This is a genomic window from Seohaeicola zhoushanensis (genome assembly GCF_014656415.1).
Classification (GTDB): domain Bacteria; phylum Pseudomonadota; class Alphaproteobacteria; order Rhodobacterales; family Rhodobacteraceae; genus Seohaeicola_A; species Seohaeicola_A zhoushanensis.
In genome coordinates, this window is sequence record NZ_BNCJ01000001.1 from 153868 (window position 1) to 172906 (window position 19039).

Below are 19039 nucleotides of genomic sequence, written 5' to 3' on the forward strand. Positions count from 1 at the left end.
GCGCGCTTGTTCAGAACTGGAAGCGGTGCAGCGCGTTGCCCTCGGTCTTGAGCCAGCCCCGCGCCGCCGCATAGGGCCGCCCGTAAAGCCGCTCGACCAGCGCCCAGAAGGCCGGCGAATGGTTCATCTCGGCCAGATGCGCCACCTCATGGGCGGCGACATAGTCCAGCACCTCGGGCGGCGCCATCGCCAGCCGCCAGGAATACATCAGCGACCCGTCCGAGGTGCAGCTGCCCCAGCGCGAGCGCGTATCGCGCAGCGTGATCCGCCGGTATTGCCGCCCAAGCGCCGCCGCATAGCCGTCCGAGGCCGCCGCCAGCCGGTCGCGCGCCAGCGTCTTGAGCCAGGCCGCCAGCCGCGGCCCCTCGGCCCCCGCCGGCACACCGATCTCGCCCGCGCCCAGCAGCACCCGACGCCCCGGCACCGCAACCACCCGGCGCGGCACGCCCTCGACCGGCAGCAGTACCCCCTCGGTCACCGTCTCCAGCCCCGGCCGCTGGCTCAGGTGGCCACGGATCCAGCCCTCCTTCTCGCGCGCAAAGGCAAGGGCACTGGCCTCGGACACGCCCTTCGGCAATGTCAGCGTCACCCGCCCGTCCAGCCGCGAGATGCGCAGCGTGATCCGCCGCGCACGGGTCGAACGGCGCAGCAGCAAAGGCACCGGAGGCCTCCCCGGCAGCAGATGTTCGCCCATGCACCCCTCTTGCCAAAGGCTTTGACAGTTCCCACGTCCTGTGGCACGTGACCTGAATCGTCGCACCGACTCAAGCCATAATCGAGGGGATAACCATGCCCAAGGAAGAATGGGGTACGAAACGGCTTTGCCCGACGACGGGCAAGCGTTTCTACGACCTCAACAAATCGCCGATCGTCAGCCCCTACACGGGCGAGGTGGTCGAGCTCGACCTCAGCAAGGCGCGCATGATCGCCGCCGACAACGAAGACGCCGCTTCGCTCAAGTCCAAGCGCGCAGACATGGACGATGATGTCGTCCTCGACGATGACGATGATGTCGAAGTCGATCTGGGCGATGAACTGCTCGAGGAAGAAGATGACGACGACGTCTCGCTCGACGATCTGCACGGCGTGGCCGGCAACGACGACGAGTGAAATAATTCCTCACCGGGCCGGATTTTTTCGCTTGATCCCGCCCGGTGATGCGCCTAGACAGCGGCGCACTACGGGGCCTTAGCTCAGCTGGGAGAGCGCTTGCATGGCATGCAAGAGGTCAGGGGTTCGATCCCCCTAGGCTCCACCAAATTCCCGTAAAACGATGAAACTCAGTGGGTTGGCAGCAGATTGCCGGCAGCTTGAGGGTATTTGACCGGCGCGGTGCCGCAAGGTTCGGCCAATGGCCATCTGCCATTCGGTCCCGGCACCTGCGTCGCGACTTCTGCCCGCCGATCCACGCCTCCCCGGAAAGCCGATTCGCCGGCCCCTGTGAAGGCCACGCGAGAATCGCCAGGGCCACCGAGGCCCCGGCACATTCCTTTTCAGGCCGTCAGAATCGCGCGGCCAGGTCGCCGGCTCAGCCGCCCGCCACCTCGAGGACGATCTTGCCGATATGCGCGCCGCCCTCCATCCGGGCATGGGCCGCAGACGCATCGGCCAGCGCAAAAGTGCTGTCCATCACCGGCGCAATGCGCCCGGCGTCGAGCAGCGGCCAGGCATGGGCCAGCAGGTCCTCGGCGATCCGCGCCTTGGCCAGGACGCTCTGCGGGCGCAGGGTGCTGCCGGTGATGGTCAGCCGACGCACCATCATCGGCGCGAAGTTGATCTTGGCAACCGGCCCCTGCAGGAAGGCGATCTGCACCAGGCGGCCATCCTCGGCCAGCGACTTGAGGTTCTTCTCGATATACTCGCCGCCCACCATATCGAGGATCAGGTCCGCGCCGCCCTCGGCCTGCATCAGCTTGACGAAATCGGCGGTCTTGTAATTGATCGCCATCTCGGCGCCGAGATCGGTGCAGGCCTTGCACTTCTCCTCACTGCCGGCGGTGGCGAAGACCCGCGCGCCGAAGGCATGGGCCAGCTGGATCGCCGTCGTGCCGATCCCGGACGAGCCGCCGTGCACGAGGAACCGCTCTCCGGCCTGCAGGCGGCCGCGGGTAAAGACGTTGGACCAGACGGTGAAATAGGTCTCGGGCAGGCAGGCGGCCTCGCGCAGGCTCAGGCCCTTCGGCACCGGCAGGCAATGCGCGGCGGGGGTCGCGACATATTCGGCATAGCCGCCGCCGGGGAGCAGCGCGCAGACCATGTCGCCCACCTTCAGCGTATCGACACCATAGCCCAGCGCCACCACCTCACCCGAGCATTCCAGCCCCGGCAGGTCGCTGGCATCGGGCGGCGGCGCGTAGGAACCGGCGCGTTGCAGCGCATCCGGGCGGTTTACCCCGGCCCAGGCGACACGGATCACCACCTGGCCATGCCCCGGCTGCGGCACCGGCCGCGTGGTGACTTTCAGCACTTCCGGCCCACCCGGCTGGCTGATCTCCACGGCGCGCATCGTATCGCTCATCTGCTTTCCCCCTTGGCTGCGTGGCGGCACTCTGGCCGATCGACCGGACATGTGCAATGTGCCCCGCCACCGGGCGGAACCGGAATTCGTCACGAATTCCGGACCGAAATCCGTGACGGATTTCGGCGCCTCAGCCCCGCGGCGCGCTGCGGCCGGGATAGCCGGCGGTGCGGTCCGCCGCCGGCGGGCGGATCTGTCCCAGCACCCAGTTCGGCAGCGCCAGCATCGGCTTCAGCAACGGATTGGCATTGGCCGAGGCCTTGAGCTTCTCGATCCGCATCACGTCCTCGATCCGCCGGTCGAGGAAATCCCAGGTCGCCACGCTGCCCTCGCTGGTATCACCCAGCCAGTAGAGCAGCGTCGAGGAATAGACCCCCGCCAGCGTCGCACGCTTGGTGTACCAGTTGTAATCCTGCGAACTGTCGCCCAGCGCGGTCCAGATCGCATCGACCGTCTGCCAGATCGCCCGCGCGCCTTCGGCCGCGTGCTGCGGCAGCGCGAAGAGCGTCACCGCGCGGCGCACCACCTCGCGGTCGCCGGCCGCCTCGATCCGCCAGCGCACCGCCGCCGCGACCCGGTCGCGGAACCGCATGGCCGCCAGGTCCTCGGCCGCGATCCGGTCGAGCATCGCCCGGTCGCCGCGCGCATGCGCCGCCAGCGCCAGATCCAGCGCGCCGCGTGGGCAGACCGCCCGCGCCAGCGCGGGGTCGGTGCCAGAATCGGCCACGGCGGCGGCGAAAGTCGCCTCGCTCCAGCCGTCGAAGGGCACGTGGGGAAGCGCGGCCCCCAGCAGGGCCTCGCGGATGTCGTCATATGTCGCGGTCATGGAACAGCCTCCGGTGAGGACCGAATGCGGCGCTGGACAAGCAGCCCCTGCCTTGCTATAGGACCACGTCCTGCAAATCCTTGCAACTCAACTTAGAAAGGTGGTGAAAACCACATGCAGGTAAGTGTTCGCGACAATAACGTCGATCAGGCGCTCCGCGCCCTGAAGAAGAAGCTGCAGCGTGAGGGCGTCTTTCGCGAGATGAAACTCAAGCAGCATTTCGAGAAGCCTTCCGAAAAGAAGGCTCGCGAGAAGGCTGAAGCGATCCGCCGCGCCCGGAAACTGGCACGGAAGAAAGCACAGCGCGAAGGGATGATGTAAGTCTCCCTGCGGCTTTGCCGAATGCTGTTGACGACCCCCGTGGCAGCCGCCATCGGGGGTTTGTCGTTTCTGGGGGTCAGGCCGTGCCCAGCCAGGCCTTCGCCGCGTCAAAGCTGTCGGCCGGGAACCACCGCGCCTCCTTGCGCAGGATCCGCTTGCCCACCTCCTGCGCCATGCGCTGCCAGCCGGCATCGCCGACGATGGCCGCCTTCTCGACCAGCCCGACATGGTCGCGCACCAGCTTCAGGTGGTCACCTATCGCGCCCAGCCCCTGCCAGCCGTCGAACTCGCGCAGGTCGAGCAGCAGGCGGAACCCTTCGTTCCGGCGGACGAAGGCGTCGATGTCGCCGCCCTCCTCGGCATAGGCCTTGCTGTCGAGCTTGCCGATCAGCTTGAGATGCAGCACCCCGTTGCCGAGATCGGTCTGGTGGATGCTCCCGAGCGACTCTTCCAGCCAGCGCCGCGCCTCGTCTTCCTGGCCGGCGTCGAAGGTCATCACCGGGCAGGGCATCAGCACCGAAAAGGCGCGGATCGCATGGCGCAGGCCCTTGGCCGCGCCCACCACCGCCACGCGGTCGAAGCCGCGCCAGTGCTTCAGCCCCATGCGCGCGTCCTCGACCATCGCCCCGAAGGTATAGTCCGAAACCTTCGCGTCGAAGACCGCCAGCATCCGCACATGTTCGCTGGTCGCAATCGCCTCGTCGAGCGCGGGCACCAGGATGTCCTTGTAGTCGGCGGCGGTGACAGGCGCGGAAATCCGCACCTCGAGCACGCTGTCGTTGCGCCGGATTTCGATCATCTTCAGCCCTCCACAGAGTCTATGAAGGGCATATGGGGATCGCGCGCGCCCTTGCCGAGGCCCGCGCCCCGCATCGGCGGGCGATGGCCGATCCGCTCAGCCGCGCAGGTCGGCGAGGATCATCTCGCTGGCCTTCTCGGCGATCATGATGGTGGGCGAGTTGGTGTTGCCCGAGGTGATCGTCGGCATCACGCTGGCATCGGCGACCCGCAGCCCGTCCATGCCGCGCAGCCGCAGCCGCGCGTCCAGCGGCGCATCGTCGTCGGCCCCCATGCGCACCGTGCCCACCGGGTGGAAGATCGTCGTGCCGATATCCCCCGCCGCGCGGGCCAGATCGCCGTCCTCGGTGATCGCGTCGCCTGGGCGCATCTCCTGCGGCGCATAGCGCGCCATCGGGGTCTGCGCCATGATCGCCCGCGCCTGCCGGATCGCCGCCACCGCCACCGCGCGGTCACCCTCGGTGCTGAGGTAGTTCGGCGCGATCTCGGGCGCGGCCCCGGGATCGGGCGAGACGATGTGGACATACCCGCGCGATTCCGGGCGCAGGTTGCAGACGCTGGCGGTGATTGCCGGGAAGGCATGTAGCGGCTGCCCGAAGGCATCCAGCGACAGCGGTTGCACGTGGTATTCAAGGTCGGGCGTCGCCAGGTCCGGCCGCGACTTCGAGAAGGCCCCCAGCTGGCTTGGCGCCATCGACATCGGCCCGGACCGCTTCAGCGCGTATTCCAACCCGATCATCACCTTGCCGATCAGCGAATTGGCCAGCGTGTTCAGCGTCCGCGCCCCCGTCAGCCGCCAGGCGCAGCGCAGTTGCAGGTGGTCCTGCAGGTTGCCGCCGACCCCCGGCGACTCGTTGCGCACCGCGATGCCGTGCCGCTGCAACAGCGCGCCAGGCCCGATGCCCGACAATTGCAGGATCTGCGGCGACCCGATCGCCCCCGCCGCCAGGATCACCTCGCGCCCGGCCCGCGCGGTCTTGAGCTGGCCGTTCTGGCGGTATTCCACCCCGACGACGCTGCCGCCCTCGATCAGCAGGCGCGTGGTATGGGCGTGGGTCTCGACCGTCAGGTGATCCTTGTCCGCCGGCCCGAGGAAGGCGCGCGCGGTGTTCAGCCGCCAGCCCCGGCGCTGGTTCACCTTGAAATAGCCGACCCCCTCGTTGTTGCCGGTGTTGAAATCGGCGGTGCGCGGCAGCCCCGCCGCCTCGGCCGCCTCGATCCAGTGATCCAGCACGTCCCAGTGCAGGCGCTGGTTGTCGACATGCCATTCGCCGCCTTCGCCATGCATCTTGGACGCGCCGTCGACATAGTTCTCACTCCGCTTGAACAGCGGCAGTACGTCGTCCCAGCCCCAGCCCGGCAGGCCCATCTGCCGCCAGCCGTCGTAATCCGCCGCTTGCCCGCGCAGGTAGAGCATCCCGTTGATCGAGGAACAGCCGCCCAGAACCTTGCCGCGCGGATAGATCAGGCTGCGCCCGTTCAGCCCCTTGTCCGGCGCGGTGCGGAACATCCAGTCGGTGCGCGGGTTGCCGATGCAATAGAGATAGCCCATCGGGATATGCACCCAATGGTAATTGTCACGCCCCCCGGCCTCGAGCAGCAGCACCCGGTGCCCCGCCCGGCTCAGCCGGTTGGCCAGCACGCATCCGGCGCTGCCCGCGCCCACCACGATGAAATCGGCCTGCATCGAAGATCCTCCCCAAGGGTCAGCCTAACAGCGCAATGGGGAAAGGCAACGCTCGCTCAGAGCGGCAGCGCCGTGGTGCGGAACACCGTGCGCAGGGCAAAGCTCGACTGCATCTGCGCGACGCCCGGCAGCCGCGACAGGTGCTGGCGGTGGATGCGGGCGAAATCCTCGGTGTTCTCGGCCACCACCTTCAGGATGTAATCCGCCGTGCCCGCCATCAGGTGGCACTCCAGAACGTCGGGGATCCGCGTCACCGCCTTCTCGAAGGCGTCCAGCACCTCGTCGGCCTGGCCCTGCAGGGTAATCTCGACGAAAACGGTTGTCGGCACTCCCAGCTTGCGCGCATCCAGCAGGGCGACATAGTCGCGGATATAACCCTCCTGCTCCAGCCGCTGCACCCGCCGGTGACAGGCCGAGGGCGACAGGTTCACCTTTTCGGACAAGTCCGCATTCGACATGCGCCCCCTGAGCTGCAGCGCGGCCAGAATCTTCCGGTCAATTGAATCAAGGGCCATTCCGCGCAAGTCCTTCGCGTGTTCGTTCAGATTTCTCGACGAATATTCGAAGAACTCCCCCAAATGCGAGCGAAACTTTCACAGAAATTGCGGCGCTCAGGCGCGATAGTGAGGCCATAACATCCATACAGGGAGGACGCGGCATGAAGATCGGATGCCCGAAGGAAATCAAGCCCCAGGAATTTCGCGTCGGCATGACGCCTAACGCCGTGCACGAAGCGGTGCAACACGGGCACGAGGTGCTGATCGAGACCGGCGCGGGGGCGGGCGCGGGCTTTGATGACATGGCCTATGTCGCCGCCGGGGCAAAGATCATCAGCACCGCCGCCGAGATATTTGCCGCCGCCGACATGATCGTCAAGGTCAAGGAACCCCAGCCCGCCGAGCGCAAGATGCTGCGCGAGGGGCAGGTTCTCTTCACCTATCTCCACCTCGCCCCCGACCCGGAACAGACCCGCGACCTGCTTGCCTCGGGCGCGACCTGCATCGCCTATGAAACCGTGACCGACCGCAACGGCGGCCTGCCGCTGCTGGCGCCGATGTCCGAGGTGGCGGGCAAGCTCGCCCCGCAGGTCGGCGCCTGGACCCTGCAGAAGGCCAATGGCGGACGCGGCGTGCTGCTCGGCGGCGTGCCGGGCGTCGCGCCGGCGCGGGTCGCGGTGATCGGCGGCGGTGTCGTCGGCACCCATGCGGCCCGTGTCGCGGCGGGCATGGGGGCCGAGGTCACCGTGCTCGACCGCTCGCTGGTGCGGATGCGCTATCTCGACGACATCTTCAGCCGCGACTTCAAGACGATGTATGCCTCGGCCGGCAATATCGCCGAGGTGATCGCCGAGGCCGACATGGTGATCGGCGCGGTGCTGATCCCCGGCGCGGCCGCGCCCAAGCTGATCTCGCGCGCACAGCTGGCGACGATGAAACCCGGCGCGGCGCTGGTCGACGTGGCCATCGACCAGGGCGGCTGCTTCGAGACCTCGAAGCCGACCACCCACAAGGACCCGATCTACGAGGTCGACGGCATCATGCACTACTGCGTCGCCAACATGCCCGGCGCGGTGGCCCGCACCTCGACCATCGCGCTTGGCAATGCGACCATGCCGTTCATGCTGGCCCTCGCCGACAAGGGCTGGAAACAGGCCTGCGCCGACGACCCGCACCTGCTCGAAGGGCTGAACGTCCATGCCGGCAAGCTGACCTACTACGCGGTCGGCAAGGCGCTGGGGATCGACGTCGTCTCGCCCGCTCTGGTCATCAAGGGCTAGACCATCCCGGCCGGCGCGACCCGCTCGTCGCGCCGGATCCGCAGCAGCAGCGGTATGGTCACCGCCAGTGGCACCAGCGCCATCACGAACAGGATGTCGAGCACCCTCTCGGCCCCCAGCCGGGTGATCATCAGCGCCCCAACGGCGGGCCCGGCGGCGGCGGCCAGCAGCATCGGCGTCGCCAGCAGCCCCATCAGCCGCGGATAGTCGCGCGGCCCGAAGACCGCCAGCGGCACCGCCCCGCGCGCGATCGACCACAGCCCGTTGCCCGCGCCATAGGCGACAATCGCCACCGCAGCCGCGATACCGAACTTCAACCCGGCAAAGCCCAGCGCGAAGAGCGTGACCGAGATGGTCTGCGTCCAGATCGGGTGATGCCGCCCGCGCCCCGCCATCTCGACCACCCGTGCCGCCACCTGCGCCGGTCCGATCAGCGTGCCCAGCGCCACCGCCGCCGCCAGCCCATAGCCACGCGCGCCCAGCAACGGCACGATATGCACCAGCCAGATGCTGGCGATCATCGCCATCAGCGTGCCGGTCACCGCAATCGCCCAGACCCGCGCATCGCGCAGCGGCGGCCGCGCGGCGGGCGCGCCAGGCTCGGGCGGCTCCAGCGCCGGCGGCACGCGCGGCAGCGCGAACCAGCAGAGCGGCAGCGTCAGGCACAGGTGCAGAGCCGCATATCCAAAGCAGGCACCCCGCCAGCCCACCGTCTCGACCGCCCAGGCCGAGATCGGCCAGCAGACCGTGCTGGCAAATCCGCCCCAGAGCGTCAGCGCCGTGATCGCCCCGCGGGCATCGCGGCCATAGATCCGCCCCAGCGCCGAGAAGGCCGCGTCATACAGACCCGCGCCCATCCCCAGCCCCATCAGCACCCAGGCCGCCAGGTAGACCGCCACATGCGTCGACAGCCCCATCGTAAGCAGCCCGGCGGCGATCAGGCCCACTCCGCCCGACAGCACCGGCCGCCCGCCATGTACATGGATCAGCGCGCCGATCCGGCGCGCGGCCAGGCCCGAGGCCAGCATGCCCAGCGTCATGCCTCCGGTGACCAGCGCCGGGCGCCATCCGGTATCTCGGGAAATCTCGGGCGCGATCACCGAGAGCAGGTAATAGCTGCTGCCCCAGGTAAAGATCTGCACCACACCCAGCGCACTCACCGTGCGCGTGCGCTCCGAAAGCATCAGGCAGCCCTCTGCCCTGAATGCTTCATCCGGTCACGCGGTCCCTGCCCTGTGGCGGCCACGTCCTGTCTCCCCCAAGGGTGCTTCGGGGCGCAGACTAGCCAGCGCCCCGTACAAAGACCAGACGGTCAGGCCGACTTTCGCACCTCGACCTGGTGCGGATAGGGGATCGAGATTCCATTGGCGTCAAAGGCTTCCTTCACCGCCTTGGTCATGGCGAATTTCAGCTCCCAGTAATCCGCAGCCTTGCACCAGAGCCGCGCGGTCAGATCGACCGAGCTTTCGCCGAGGTTGGTGAGCCGCACCCAGGGTTCGGGATCCGCCAGCACGCGCTCGTCCCCCTTCGCCAGGTCAAGGATCAGCCCCATCGCCTTGTCCGGGTCGTCGTCATAGTCGATGCCGAAGACCAGGTCGACGCGGCGCGTCTCGTGGTGCGAGAAGTTGCGGATCGTCTGTCCCCAGACCTGCCCGTTGGGCACCACGATCTGCACGTTGTCTGGCGTCGCCATCTCGGTGAAGAACAGGTTGAGATCCTTCACCGTCCCGCTGGTGCCGCCGATGTCGACATACTGGCCGATGCGGAAGGGGCGGAACAGGATCAGCATGAACCCGGCGGCCAGGTCGCTCAGCGTGCCCTGCAGCGCCAGGCCGATGGCCAGCGTCGCCGCGCCCAGCATGGCAACCAGGCTGGTGGCCTCGATCCCGAAGAGGTTGAGCACCGCGACCAGCACGATCAGCAGGATCAGCCAGCGCACGATAGAGGCGGCGAACCCGCCCAAAGTAGGGTCTATGCGGGGATTGTTGGTCATGCGGTTGTGCACGAAGCGCGATACCGCGCCGGCAATCATCCATCCGACGACCAGAACGATCAGGGCCTTCACACCGTTGATCACCAGCGGTGCATATACCCCGACTTCAGCAATTATCTCGTCCATCCTGTCCCCCTAACGCACAAGTTCGTCTTCGGTTCCGAAAAAAGTTTCGGGGGCCGTCGCTGCGGCCCCCGGCAGGCAGTTCAGTCGCGCGATCAGCGGTTCTTCAGCGCGTCGCGGATCTCGATCAGCAGGTCGACCTCGCTCGGCCCCTTGGGCGCCTCGGGCTTGGCCTCTTCCTTCTTGGCCGCGGCATCCTTCACCTTGTTCACACCCTTCACCAGCATGAACACGACCCAGGCCACGATCAGGAAGTTGATGACCGCCATCAGGAAGGCGCCATAGGCAAAGACCGCCGCCCCCGCCTCGCGCGCCTGCTCCAGGCTGGCGCCCGCCGGAACCTCGCCGGACAGCACGAAATAGTTGTTCGTGAAATCGACGCCGCCGGTGAACAGACCGATGATCGGGTTGATGATATCCCCGACCAGCGAGGTGACGATCGCGGTGAAGGCCGCGCCGATGATGATCCCGACGGCCATGTCCATGACATTGCCGCGCGCAATGAAATCTCTGAATTCCTTGATCATTCCTGTTTTCCTGCTCCTGTGACACCGCCTTGCGGTGTTCGCGCCTCAACATATGCCGGTGCGCCCGCGCACCGAGGTTGCCCTGTTTTATCGAGGAAAGCCAATTACGTTAACCCTACCTCTTCCGTAACGGAGATCCGAACCGAAATGCTCGACCAGTCCCCCGTCACCATCATGCAAAAATGGCCCGCGAAAGATCCCGGGCTGATTCAACTTTACTCCTTTCCGACGCCGAATGGAGTGAAAATTTCCATCGCGCTGGAAGAGCTCGGCCTGCCCTACGAGGCGCATAAGGTCACGCTTGCCGACAGCGATGTGAAAAGCCCCGAGTTCCTCTCGCTGAACCCCAACAACAAGATCCCGGCGATCATCGACCCGAACGGCCCCGACGAAACGCCCATCGGCCTGTTCGAAAGCGGCGCGATCCTGATCTATCTGGCCGACAAGGCCGGCAAGCTGATCGGCCGCACCGCCGCCGAGCGCTACAAGACCATCCAATGGGTCATGTTCCAGATGGCCGGTGTCGGCCCGATGTTCGGCCAGATGGGCTATTTCGTGAAATTCGCCGGTGCCGAGATCGAAGACCCCCGCCCGCGCGAGCGCTACATCGCCGAGGCCAAACGCCTGCTCGCCGTTCTCGAAAAGCAGCTCGACGGCAAGGAGTGGATCACCGGCGAATACTCCATCGCCGATATCGCCATCGCCCCCTGGCTGCGCAGCCTCGATTTCTACGGCGCGCGCGAGCTGGTCGGCTGGTATGACCACCCCAACCTCGTCGCCTATCTCGACCGCTTCCTCGCCCGCCCCGCGGTGCAGAAGGGGCTGAACATCCCGGCGCGCGACTGATCGCGGGCTTGCCATCCACCCCGCCTTGCCGGTTATGATAGTCCCGGAGCGGCCCCGCCGCTCCGGGACCGCTCGCACCTACGGAGACCGATGGCCGCACTGACCCACCTGCAATCGCTCTACGAGGACGACACGCCCGAAGCGCATCGCTTCCGTTACGGGCTGCTGGGCTTCGACATCGCGACGGTGATGTTCGTCATTGGCACCTCCTTCTTCCCCCATACCGACGTTATCGAGGCCATGGACGCCGTTCTCGGAGCGCTGATCCTGTCGGACTTCGCCTTCCGGTTCTGGATCGAGAAGCGCAAGAAGCGGTTCTTCCTGCGGCTGACCAGCTGGGCCGACATCGTCGCGATGGTCTCCTTCCTCGCGCCGATTGCCGGCGAGGGCTTTGGATTCCTGCGGATCCTGCGCACCCTGCGGCTGCTGCACACCTACGAACTGCTCGCCCGCCTGCGCCAGGATTTCGCCTATTTCCGCAGGCACGAAGAGGTGGTGCTGGCCACCGTCAATCTCTTCGTCTTCCTCTTCGTGATGACCGGGCTGATCTATGCGCTGCAATACGGCGTCAACCCGCAGATCGCGAATTATGCCGATGCGCTCTATTTCACGGTGACCACGCTCACCACCACCGGCTTTGGCGATATCACCCTGACCGGCACTTCGGGGCGGATGCTCTCGGTCGGGGTGATGATCGTCGGCGTCACCCTGTTCCTGCGGCTGGCCACCGTGCTGTTCCGCCCGACCAAGGTGCGTCAGGAATGCGAGACCTGCGGGCTGATGCTGCACGACCCCGACGCCGTGCATTGCAAGCACTGCGGCGAGACGATCCGGATCAAGACCGAGGGCGTGGTCTAGCCACTTGCGCCGCGCCGGGCAAGCGCCGGCCCGTGGGATGGCGCTGCTGCGGTTGAGGTCTGCGTTTTATTCCTGCCACGAACAGATGACTCTGTACGCGGTGCGCCGGTGCAAAAGCGCCAGCCCGCCGGGACGGGCCGGCGCTCGCCCGGCGCCTTCGGCTTGTTCCGGGCGGTGGTGCGGGGATCTTGGGCACCGTCCGGCGCCGGACGCGGCCGCCCGGCGCTTCGCGCGTTCGACGCTCAGGGTGTCCACTGGACACCCTGCCGGGCATGGCCCGGACCGCGTCTCACCCCTTCATACCATCCCAGAAGGACTTGACCGTCGAGAAGAACGACTTGCTCTCCGGGTTGTTGTCCTCCGAAAGCTCGTCGAACTCCCGCAGGATCTCCTTCTGGCGCGAGGTCAGGTTGACCGGGGTCTCGACCGCCAGCTCGATGAACATGTCACCAAGCGCACCGCCGCGCAGCGCCGGCATACCCTTGCCGCGCAGGCGCATCTGCCGGCCCGACTGGCTGCCCGCCGGGATCTGCACCCTTGCGCGCCCGCCGTCGATGGTCGGCACCTCGATGGCACCGCCCAGCGCCGCCTTCGACATGCTCACCGGCACGCGGCAATGCAGGTTGGTGCCGTCACGGCCGAACAGCTCGTGCTGCTCCACCTCGACGAAGATGTAGAGATCGCCCGGCGGTCCGCCGCGCATCCCCGCCTCACCCTCGCCGGCCAGCCGGATGCGGGTGCCCGTCTCCACCCCGGCCGGGATGTTGACGTTCAGCGCCCGGTCCTTTTCGACCCGGCCTGCACCATGGCACGACTTGCAGGGGTTCTTGATGATCTGGCCCAGGCCCGAACAGGTCGGGCAAGTCCGCTCGACCGTGAAGAAGCCCTGCTGCGCCCGCACCTTGCCCATGCCCGAACAGGTCGGGCAGGTGGTCGGCTCGGCACCGCCCTCGGCACCGGACCCGTTGCACGAGGAACAGGCCACGGCCGTCGGCACGTTGATCGTCTTCTGCACGCCGTTGAAGGAATCCTCCAGCGTCACCCGCAGGTTATAGCGCAGGTCCGACCCGCGCGCCGCGCGGCGTCCGCCCTGGCGCTGGCCGCCCATGAAATCGCCGAAGAGATCGTCGAACACGTCCGAGAAGGCCGAGGAGAAGTCGCCGCCATGCCGCGCCCCGCGGCCACCGCCGCCCATCCCGCCCTCGAAGGCCGCGTGACCGAAGCGGTCATAGGCCGCCTTCTTGTCGGCGTCCTTCAGCACCTCGTAGGCCTCGTTGGCCTCCTTGAACTGGGCTTCGGCTTCGGGGTTGTCCGCGTTGCGGTCGGGGTGCAGCTCCTTGGCCTTGCCCCGGTAGGCCTTCTTTATTTCTTCCGCAGAGGCCCCCCGGGACACGCCAAGCACGTCGTAGAAATCACGCTTAGACATCGTTTATCCCTTTCTCCGGAAACGCAGGGGGCCGGCCCGGTTATCGGGCCGACCCACCGCCTGTTCCCGCTGGGCCTCAGGCACGCTTGTTGTCGTCGAGGTCTTCGAAGTCGGCATCGACGATGTCGTCGTCGTCACCGCCGCGCATGTCCGCGGCCGGCGGCTCGTCGCCATCTTCCTGGCTGGCCTTGTAGATGGCTTCGCCAAGCTTCATCGCGGCCTCGGTCACGTTCTGGATGCCGGACTTGATCTTCTCGACCTTGCCCGATTCCATCTCGTCACGCAGCGCGGCGATGGCCAGTTCGATCGCCTCGATGGTGGTCGGGTCGACCTTGTCGGAATGCTCCTCCATCGACTTCTCGGTCGAATGGATGAGGCTTTCCGCATGGTTCTTCGCCTCGATGAGTTCGCGGCGGGCCTTGTCGGCCTCTGCGTTCTCCTCGGCGTCCTTGACCATCTTGTCGATGTCCTCGTCCGAGAGGCCACCCGATGCCTGGATGGTGATCTTCTGCTCCTTGCCGGTGCCCTTGTCCTTGGCACTGACCGACACGATGCCGTTGGCGTCGATGTCGAAGGTCACCTCGATCTGCGGCATGCCGCGCGGTGCCGGCGGGATGCTCTCCAGGTTGAACTGGCCCAGCAGCTTGTTGTCCGCCGCCATCTCGCGCTCGCCCTGGAAGACGCGGATGGTCACCGCGTTCTGGTTGTCCTCGGCGGTCGAGAAGATCTGGCTCTTCTTGGTCGGGATCGTGGTGTTGCGGTCGATCAGGCGGGTGAACACGCCACCCAGCGTCTCGATGCCCAGCGACAGCGGGGTCACGTCCAGCAGCACGACGTCCTTGACGTCACCCTGCAGCACGCCGGCCTGGATCGCGGCGCCCATGGCGACCACCTCGTCCGGGTTAACACCCTTGTGCGGCTCCTTGCCGAAGAACTTGGTGACTTCCTCGATCACTTTCGGCATCCGGGTCATACCGCCGACAAGCACCACCTCGTCCACGTCAGCCGCGGTCAGACCGGCATCCTTGAGCGCGGCCTGGCAGGGCTTGAGCGAGGCCTTGATGAGATCCATCACCAGGCTTTCCAGCTTGGCACGGGTGAGCTTCATCACCAGGTGCAGCGGCTGGCCGGCCTTCGGGTCCATCGAGATGAACGGCTGGTTGATCTCGGTCTGGGACGAGGACGACAGTTCGATCTTGGCCTTTTCGGCGGCCTCCTTCAGACGCTGCAGCGCCATCTTGTCCTTGCGCAGGTCGACGCCATGCTCCTTCTGGAACTCCTCGGCGAGGTAGTTGACGATGCGCATGTCGAAGTCTTCACCGCCGAGGAAGGTGTCCCCATTGGTCGATTTCACTTCGAACAGGCCGTCGTCGATTTCCAGGATGGTGATGTCGAAGGTGCCGCCGCCGAGGTCATAGACCGCGATGGTCTCGCTCTCCTTCTTGTCCAGGCCATAGGCCAGGGCGGCCGCAGTCGGCTCGTTGATGATGCGCAGCACTTCGAGGCCGGCGATCTTGCCGGCGTCCTTGGTGGCCTGACGCTGGGCGTCGTTGAAATACGCGGGCACGGTGATGACGGCCTGCGTCACGTCCTCGCCGAGATACGACTCGGCGGTTTCCTTCATCTTGCCGAGGATGAAGGCCGAGATCTGGCTCGGGGAATACTTCTCGCCATGGGCCTCGACCCATGCGTCGCCGTTACCGCCGTCGATGACGGTATAGGGCAGGTTCTTCTTGTCCTTGGCGAGGTGCGAATCGTCGATCCGGCGGCCGATCAGGCGCTTGACGCCGAAGACGGTATTGGTCGGATTGGTGACGGCCTGGCGTTTCGCCGGCTGGCCGACAAGGCGTTCGTCGTCCGTGAAGGCGACGATGGAGGGCGTGGTGCGTGCGCCTTCCGAGTTCTCGATCACGCGGGGCTGGCTGCCGTCCATGATGGCGACGCAGCTGTTGGTCGTCCCGAGGTCGATACCGATGACTTTACCCATTGTTTGATCCCTTCCAATTAAGGCGATTTTCTGGACGCCGACCCGTTGCGGCATCGGCAAACCCATCCCGGAGCAGCAAGGCACGTGCCCTGCCTACCGGGCTTCGACGGGTATATAAGGAGGGGGTCCGGAGGCCGCAAGCCGCTCACAAAGGCGAGATCGGCAAAAATGTCGCTTTGGTGTCTCTGGAACACCCCTGTGCCGGTCTCGGCAACCGCCGCGGAATATTCCGGCGGCCCCTTGCATTGCGCCGCATTTGCCCGATCCTGCCGCCCATGCCCGACCTTGACCTCAACGGTGTCCTGATCCGCCCGCAAACGCTCGACCGCTCCGCGCAGGTGCAGCTGGTCGAGGTGCTGCGCGCCGTCGCCACCGCAGCGCCGCCCTATGCGCCGGATACGCCCTACGGCAAGCCGATGAGCGTGCGCATGACCTCGGCGGGCCGCTTCGGCTGGTATTCCGACCGCACCGGCTATCGCTATGTCGACCGTCACCCCTCGGGCATGCCCTGGCCAGCGATCCCGCCGCAGGTGCTGGACCTCTGGGAACAGGTCACCGGCCTGACCCGCACGCCCGACTGCTGCCTCGTCAACTTCTACGGCGAGGGCGCGCGGATGGGCCTGCACCAGGACAAGGACGAGGCCGATTTCTCCTGGCCGGTGCTTTCCATCAGCCTCGGTGACGAGGGTCTGTTCCGCGTCGGCGGCACCCGGCGAAGCGACCCTACGCGGTCGATCTGGCTCAAATCCGGCGATGTCGCCCTGCTTGGCGGCGCGGCGCGGCTGGCCTATCACGGGGTCGACCGCATCCGCTTCGGCTCCTCCGACCTGCTGCCCCGTGGCGGGCGGATCAACCTGACCCTGCGCGTTGTCACCTAGCCGGGGTTAACACCGCCCCCGCCGCCCGCTAATGCTGGGCACAGGAAACCCCGGAGCCGCCATGATCATCACCCGCCTGCACGGCCGCCTGGGCAACCAGATGTTCCAATACGCCGCCGGCCGCGCCCTGGCCGAACGGCTCTGCACCGGCGTGGCGCTCGATTCCCGCGGCGCGGTTGCGCGGAACGAAGGCGTGCTCACCCGCGTCTTCGACCTGCCGCTCGCCAAGCCCGACCGCCTGCCGCCCGACCGCCGCGAGGCGCCGCTGCGCTACCTGCTCTGGCGCTTTGCAGGCCTGCCGCCAAGGATTCACCGCGAACGGGGCCTCGGCTACAACCCAGCCTTCGAGACCTGGGAGGACGGCAGCTACCTGCACGGCTACTGGCAGTCGGAACGCTATTTCGCCGCCCATGCCGACACTATCCGGGCCGATTTCGCCTTCCCAGCGCTCCGCGACCCGCGCAACGCCGAGATGGCGGCACGCATCGCCTCGGGCCTCTCGATCTCGCTGCACGTCCGGCGCGGCGACTACCTGACCACCGGCGCGCATGGCACCTGCGACGCCGCCTATTACAACGCGGCCCTGGCCCATATCCTCGAGGGGCTGGATGGCACCCCCACGGTCTTCGTCTTCTCCGACGACCCCGCCTGGGCGCGCGACAACCTGCCCCTGCCCTGCGAGCGCGTGGTGGTCGATTTCAACGGCCCCGAGGCCGATTACGAGGACATGCGCCTGATGTCGCTGTGCCGGCACAACATCATCGCCAATTCGTCCTTCTCGTGGTGGGCCGCCTGGCTGAACGCCAACCCGGACAGGCGCGTTGCCGCGCCCGCCCGCTGGTTCGCCGATCCGAAACTGTCCAACCCCGACCTGCTGCCGCAGGGCTGGACTGCCATCTGAGGCGCTCAGCGCATCCGGATGCCGTTGGCCATGACATGGCCTTCGCCGGTCAGTTCGATATGCGACTTCAGCACATCCTCGCCCAGCTCCGGCGCGGGCTTGGCCATCATGCCGATCCCCATGCGCGCGCCCATCGCCTCGTCATCGCTCAGCGCGCCGATGCCCGTCAGCCGGTCGATCAGCGTATTTGCCCCTTTCAGGGTCATGTCCAGCGTTCCGGTCGGCTTGGGAAAGCCCTTGAAGGTCTCGAGATCCGTATTGTCGAAGGTGGCCTCGCCCGACCCGGTCAGCGATGCGCCGGCCGCCTCCAGCGTGAAGTCCTTCAGCGTAACCGCGTGCAGTTCGCCTGGCACCTCGCCCGCCTCCATGCTCGCTCCGACGGTCATGAAGTCGAGCCAGTCGAGATAGCTCTTCACCTGCGCCGTCAGGTCGAGCCGCAGCGTCGCCGGGTCGCGCGGAATAGTCATGCCGGGGTCGATCAGGCCCCAGAGCATGTCGCCCACCGTCAGCCCGGTCACATCCACCGAGATCGCCGCCTCCTGCAACTGCTCGCCCGCCGAGATCGGCAGCACGAAGCGGCCCGCGGTGCTTTCGGCAGCGAACTCCAGGTCCAGCGGCATCACCTCGGGCATGTAGGCGCGCACCTTGGCGTCCTTGCCGGTGCCCTCCATCGACACCCCGTCCCGGTCGAGCGACATGCCGAAGGTGTAGAGTCCAAAGCTGTTGTGCTGCTCCTGCACCCGCTCGCCGTCGATCCTGATCGACTGCTGCGTCTCGTAGCCCTGCATCTCGGACGCGACATGCCCCTTCAGCCCGTCGCGGATCGCCGCCGCGAGGTTCAGCACATCCATCCCGTTGCGCGGCAGGTCGAGCGCGTAGGTCGCCGAGGCCCCGGAAATCTTCGCGGTGGACTCTATGTTTGCGTTGCCCGGCCCGACATAGTTCATCACCATGTCCTGCGTGGCATATTGCGTGCGGCCGGTCAGCGAGACGACCTTGTCGACCACCACACGCTGTTCCGAGGTGAAATCGGTCATCGTCACGCTGATCTCGGCCTCCGCGGCCTCGACCTCGGGAATCTCCAGGTCGGTCACCGTCACCGTCATCGACCCGACCGAAGACGTGTAGGTCACGTCCCCGGGCTGGCCCGAGGCAACGATAACCATCCCATCGTGCCCCAGAACGCCGGTGCCGGCCATCCGCGGCTTGTCCATCGGCTCCACCGCGAAATGTATGGCGAAGTCCTGCGGGATCACCACCGCAACCGTGCCATCACCCTGTTCGACCAGGTCGAAGCCCGACTGCGTCAGGCTCACCCGGCCCGCGTCCATCGGCAGCCCCCAATGCATCGTAAGCTCGCCCACCTTCAGCTTATTGCCGCTGCGCGCGGTCTCGACGCTGAGAGAGCCGCCGAAAGCCCCTGCATAGGCCCTGATATTCTGCCAGACGTCATCGGCCGTGACATCGGCCCGCACGGCGCCAGCGGCAAACAGGGTGACAAGGGCGGTCGAGGCGGCGAGGGAAAAACGCGACATGGGCAACCTTTGCATGAGTATCCGAATGCCGCCCAGCC

General features: G+C 66.6%; 19 protein-coding genes and 1 tRNA gene. 8 read left to right on the forward strand and 12 right to left on the reverse strand.

The window, feature by feature from the left end; genetic code table 11:
* Nucleotides 1–10 precede the first annotated feature (10 nt).
* Nucleotides 11–694: a M48 family metallopeptidase gene (locus tag IE266_RS00780; protein ID WP_189678124.1), complete on the reverse strand. Its 684-nt coding sequence runs from the start codon at nucleotides 692–694 to the stop codon at nucleotides 11–13.
* Nucleotides 695–789: 95 nt separating this feature from the next.
* On the opposite strand from IE266_RS00780, the gene IE266_RS00785 reads away from it, so the two are divergent.
* Together IE266_RS00785 and IE266_RS00790 are read left to right on the forward strand one after the other, a co-directional pair.
* Nucleotides 790–1110, forward strand: coding sequence for a TIGR02300 family protein (locus tag IE266_RS00785; RefSeq protein WP_189678125.1), 321 nt, complete (start codon nucleotides 790–792; stop codon nucleotides 1108–1110).
* A 72-nt stretch (nucleotides 1111–1182) separates the two neighbouring features.
* Nucleotides 1183–1258: transfer RNA gene (locus IE266_RS00790), tRNA-Ala, on the forward strand.
* Between the two features lie 270 nt (nucleotides 1259–1528).
* Here the strand turns inward: IE266_RS00790 and IE266_RS00795 are convergent.
* Nucleotides 1529–2518, reverse strand: coding sequence for an NAD(P)H-quinone oxidoreductase (locus tag IE266_RS00795; RefSeq protein WP_189678126.1), 990 nt, complete (start codon nucleotides 2516–2518; stop codon nucleotides 1529–1531).
* A 130-nt stretch (nucleotides 2519–2648) separates the two neighbouring features.
* Nucleotides 2649–3344 carry a COQ9 family protein gene (locus IE266_RS00800; protein ID WP_189678127.1) on the reverse strand — a complete coding sequence of 232 codons (696 nt, stop codon included), beginning with the start codon at nucleotides 3342–3344 and terminating at the stop codon, nucleotides 2649–2651.
* Nucleotides 3345–3458: 114 nt separating this feature from the next.
* Here IE266_RS00800 and rpsU point away from each other — a divergent pair, with 114 nt between their 5' ends.
* Nucleotides 3459–3665 carry a 30S ribosomal protein S21 gene (gene rpsU / locus IE266_RS00805; RefSeq protein WP_007118112.1) on the forward strand — a complete coding sequence of 69 codons (207 nt, stop codon included), beginning with the start codon at nucleotides 3459–3461 and terminating at the stop codon, nucleotides 3663–3665.
* A 76-nt stretch (nucleotides 3666–3741) separates the two neighbouring features.
* On the opposite strand, the gene IE266_RS00810 is transcribed toward rpsU, so the two are convergent.
* From IE266_RS00810 to IE266_RS00820, 3 genes are all read right to left on the reverse strand, one after another.
* Complete coding sequence (locus IE266_RS00810) at nucleotides 3742–4464, reverse strand: SpoIIAA family protein (protein WP_189678128.1); 723 nt, start codon at nucleotides 4462–4464, stop codon at nucleotides 3742–3744.
* Nucleotides 4465–4560: 96 nt separating this feature from the next.
* Nucleotides 4561–6150, reverse strand: coding sequence for a GMC family oxidoreductase (locus IE266_RS00815; protein ID WP_189678129.1), 1590 nt, complete (start codon nucleotides 6148–6150; stop codon nucleotides 4561–4563).
* 56 nt (nucleotides 6151–6206) lie between these two features.
* Entirely contained in the window at nucleotides 6207–6665 is a 459-nt protein-coding gene (locus tag IE266_RS00820; protein ID WP_189678130.1) for an Lrp/AsnC family transcriptional regulator, read from the reverse strand.
* A 143-nt stretch (nucleotides 6666–6808) separates the two neighbouring features.
* On the opposite strand from IE266_RS00820, the gene ald reads away from it, so the two are divergent.
* Nucleotides 6809–7927, forward strand: coding sequence for an alanine dehydrogenase (gene ald, locus IE266_RS00825; RefSeq protein ID WP_189678131.1), 1119 nt, complete (start codon nucleotides 6809–6811; stop codon nucleotides 7925–7927).
* On the opposite strand, the gene IE266_RS00830 is transcribed toward ald, so the two are convergent.
* The 3 genes from IE266_RS00830 to mscL all read right to left on the reverse strand — a co-directional run bounded on the left by IE266_RS00830 (nucleotide 7924) and on the right by mscL (nucleotide 10570).
* The gene (locus IE266_RS00830; RefSeq protein ID WP_189678132.1) at nucleotides 7924–9111 is read right to left on the reverse strand and encodes an MFS transporter; all 1188 of its coding nucleotides are present in this window, start codon (nucleotides 9109–9111) and stop codon (nucleotides 7924–7926) included. The genes ald and IE266_RS00830 overlap by 4 nt on opposite strands.
* A gap of 128 nt (nucleotides 9112–9239) precedes the next feature.
* A complete protein-coding gene (locus tag IE266_RS00835; RefSeq protein ID WP_189678133.1) occupies nucleotides 9240–10046 on the reverse strand; it encodes a mechanosensitive ion channel family protein in 807 nt (268 codons plus the stop codon).
* Between the two features lie 92 nt (nucleotides 10047–10138).
* The gene (mscL, locus tag IE266_RS00840; protein ID WP_189678134.1) at nucleotides 10139–10570 is read right to left on the reverse strand and encodes a large conductance mechanosensitive channel protein MscL; all 432 of its coding nucleotides are present in this window, start codon (nucleotides 10568–10570) and stop codon (nucleotides 10139–10141) included.
* A gap of 147 nt (nucleotides 10571–10717) precedes the next feature.
* Between mscL and IE266_RS00845 the strand changes: the two genes are divergently transcribed.
* Together IE266_RS00845 and IE266_RS00850 are read left to right on the forward strand one after the other, a co-directional pair.
* Nucleotides 10718–11416 carry a glutathione S-transferase family protein gene (locus tag IE266_RS00845; protein ID WP_189678135.1) on the forward strand — a complete coding sequence of 233 codons (699 nt, stop codon included), beginning with the start codon at nucleotides 10718–10720 and terminating at the stop codon, nucleotides 11414–11416.
* 90 nt (nucleotides 11417–11506) lie between these two features.
* On the forward strand, nucleotides 11507–12274 hold the full coding sequence (locus IE266_RS00850) for an ion transporter (protein ID WP_189678136.1): 768 nt from the start codon (nucleotides 11507–11509) through the stop codon (nucleotides 12272–12274).
* A 289-nt stretch (nucleotides 12275–12563) separates the two neighbouring features.
* On the opposite strand, the gene dnaJ is transcribed toward IE266_RS00850, so the two are convergent.
* Both dnaJ and dnaK read right to left on the reverse strand, forming a co-directional pair.
* Nucleotides 12564–13700, reverse strand: coding sequence for a molecular chaperone DnaJ (dnaJ, locus tag IE266_RS00855; protein WP_189678137.1), 1137 nt, complete (start codon nucleotides 13698–13700; stop codon nucleotides 12564–12566).
* A 76-nt stretch (nucleotides 13701–13776) separates the two neighbouring features.
* Complete coding sequence (gene dnaK, locus IE266_RS00860; protein ID WP_189678138.1) at nucleotides 13777–15687, reverse strand: molecular chaperone DnaK; 1911 nt, start codon at nucleotides 15685–15687, stop codon at nucleotides 13777–13779.
* A 275-nt stretch (nucleotides 15688–15962) separates the two neighbouring features.
* On the opposite strand from dnaK, the gene IE266_RS00865 reads away from it, so the two are divergent.
* Complete coding sequence (locus tag IE266_RS00865) at nucleotides 15963–16565, forward strand: alpha-ketoglutarate-dependent dioxygenase AlkB family protein (protein WP_189678139.1); 603 nt, start codon at nucleotides 15963–15965, stop codon at nucleotides 16563–16565.
* Nucleotides 16566–16626: 61 nt separating this feature from the next.
* The gene (locus IE266_RS00870) at nucleotides 16627–17466 is read left to right on the forward strand and encodes an alpha-1,2-fucosyltransferase (protein ID WP_189678140.1); all 840 of its coding nucleotides are present in this window, start codon (nucleotides 16627–16629) and stop codon (nucleotides 17464–17466) included.
* Nucleotides 17467–17471: 5 nt separating this feature from the next.
* Here the strand turns inward: IE266_RS00870 and IE266_RS00875 are convergent, their stop codons facing one another.
* Nucleotides 17472–19001 carry a DUF2125 domain-containing protein gene (locus IE266_RS00875; protein WP_189678141.1) on the reverse strand — a complete coding sequence of 510 codons (1530 nt, stop codon included), beginning with the start codon at nucleotides 18999–19001 and terminating at the stop codon, nucleotides 17472–17474.
* Between the last annotated feature and the right edge of the window lie 38 nt (nucleotides 19002–19039).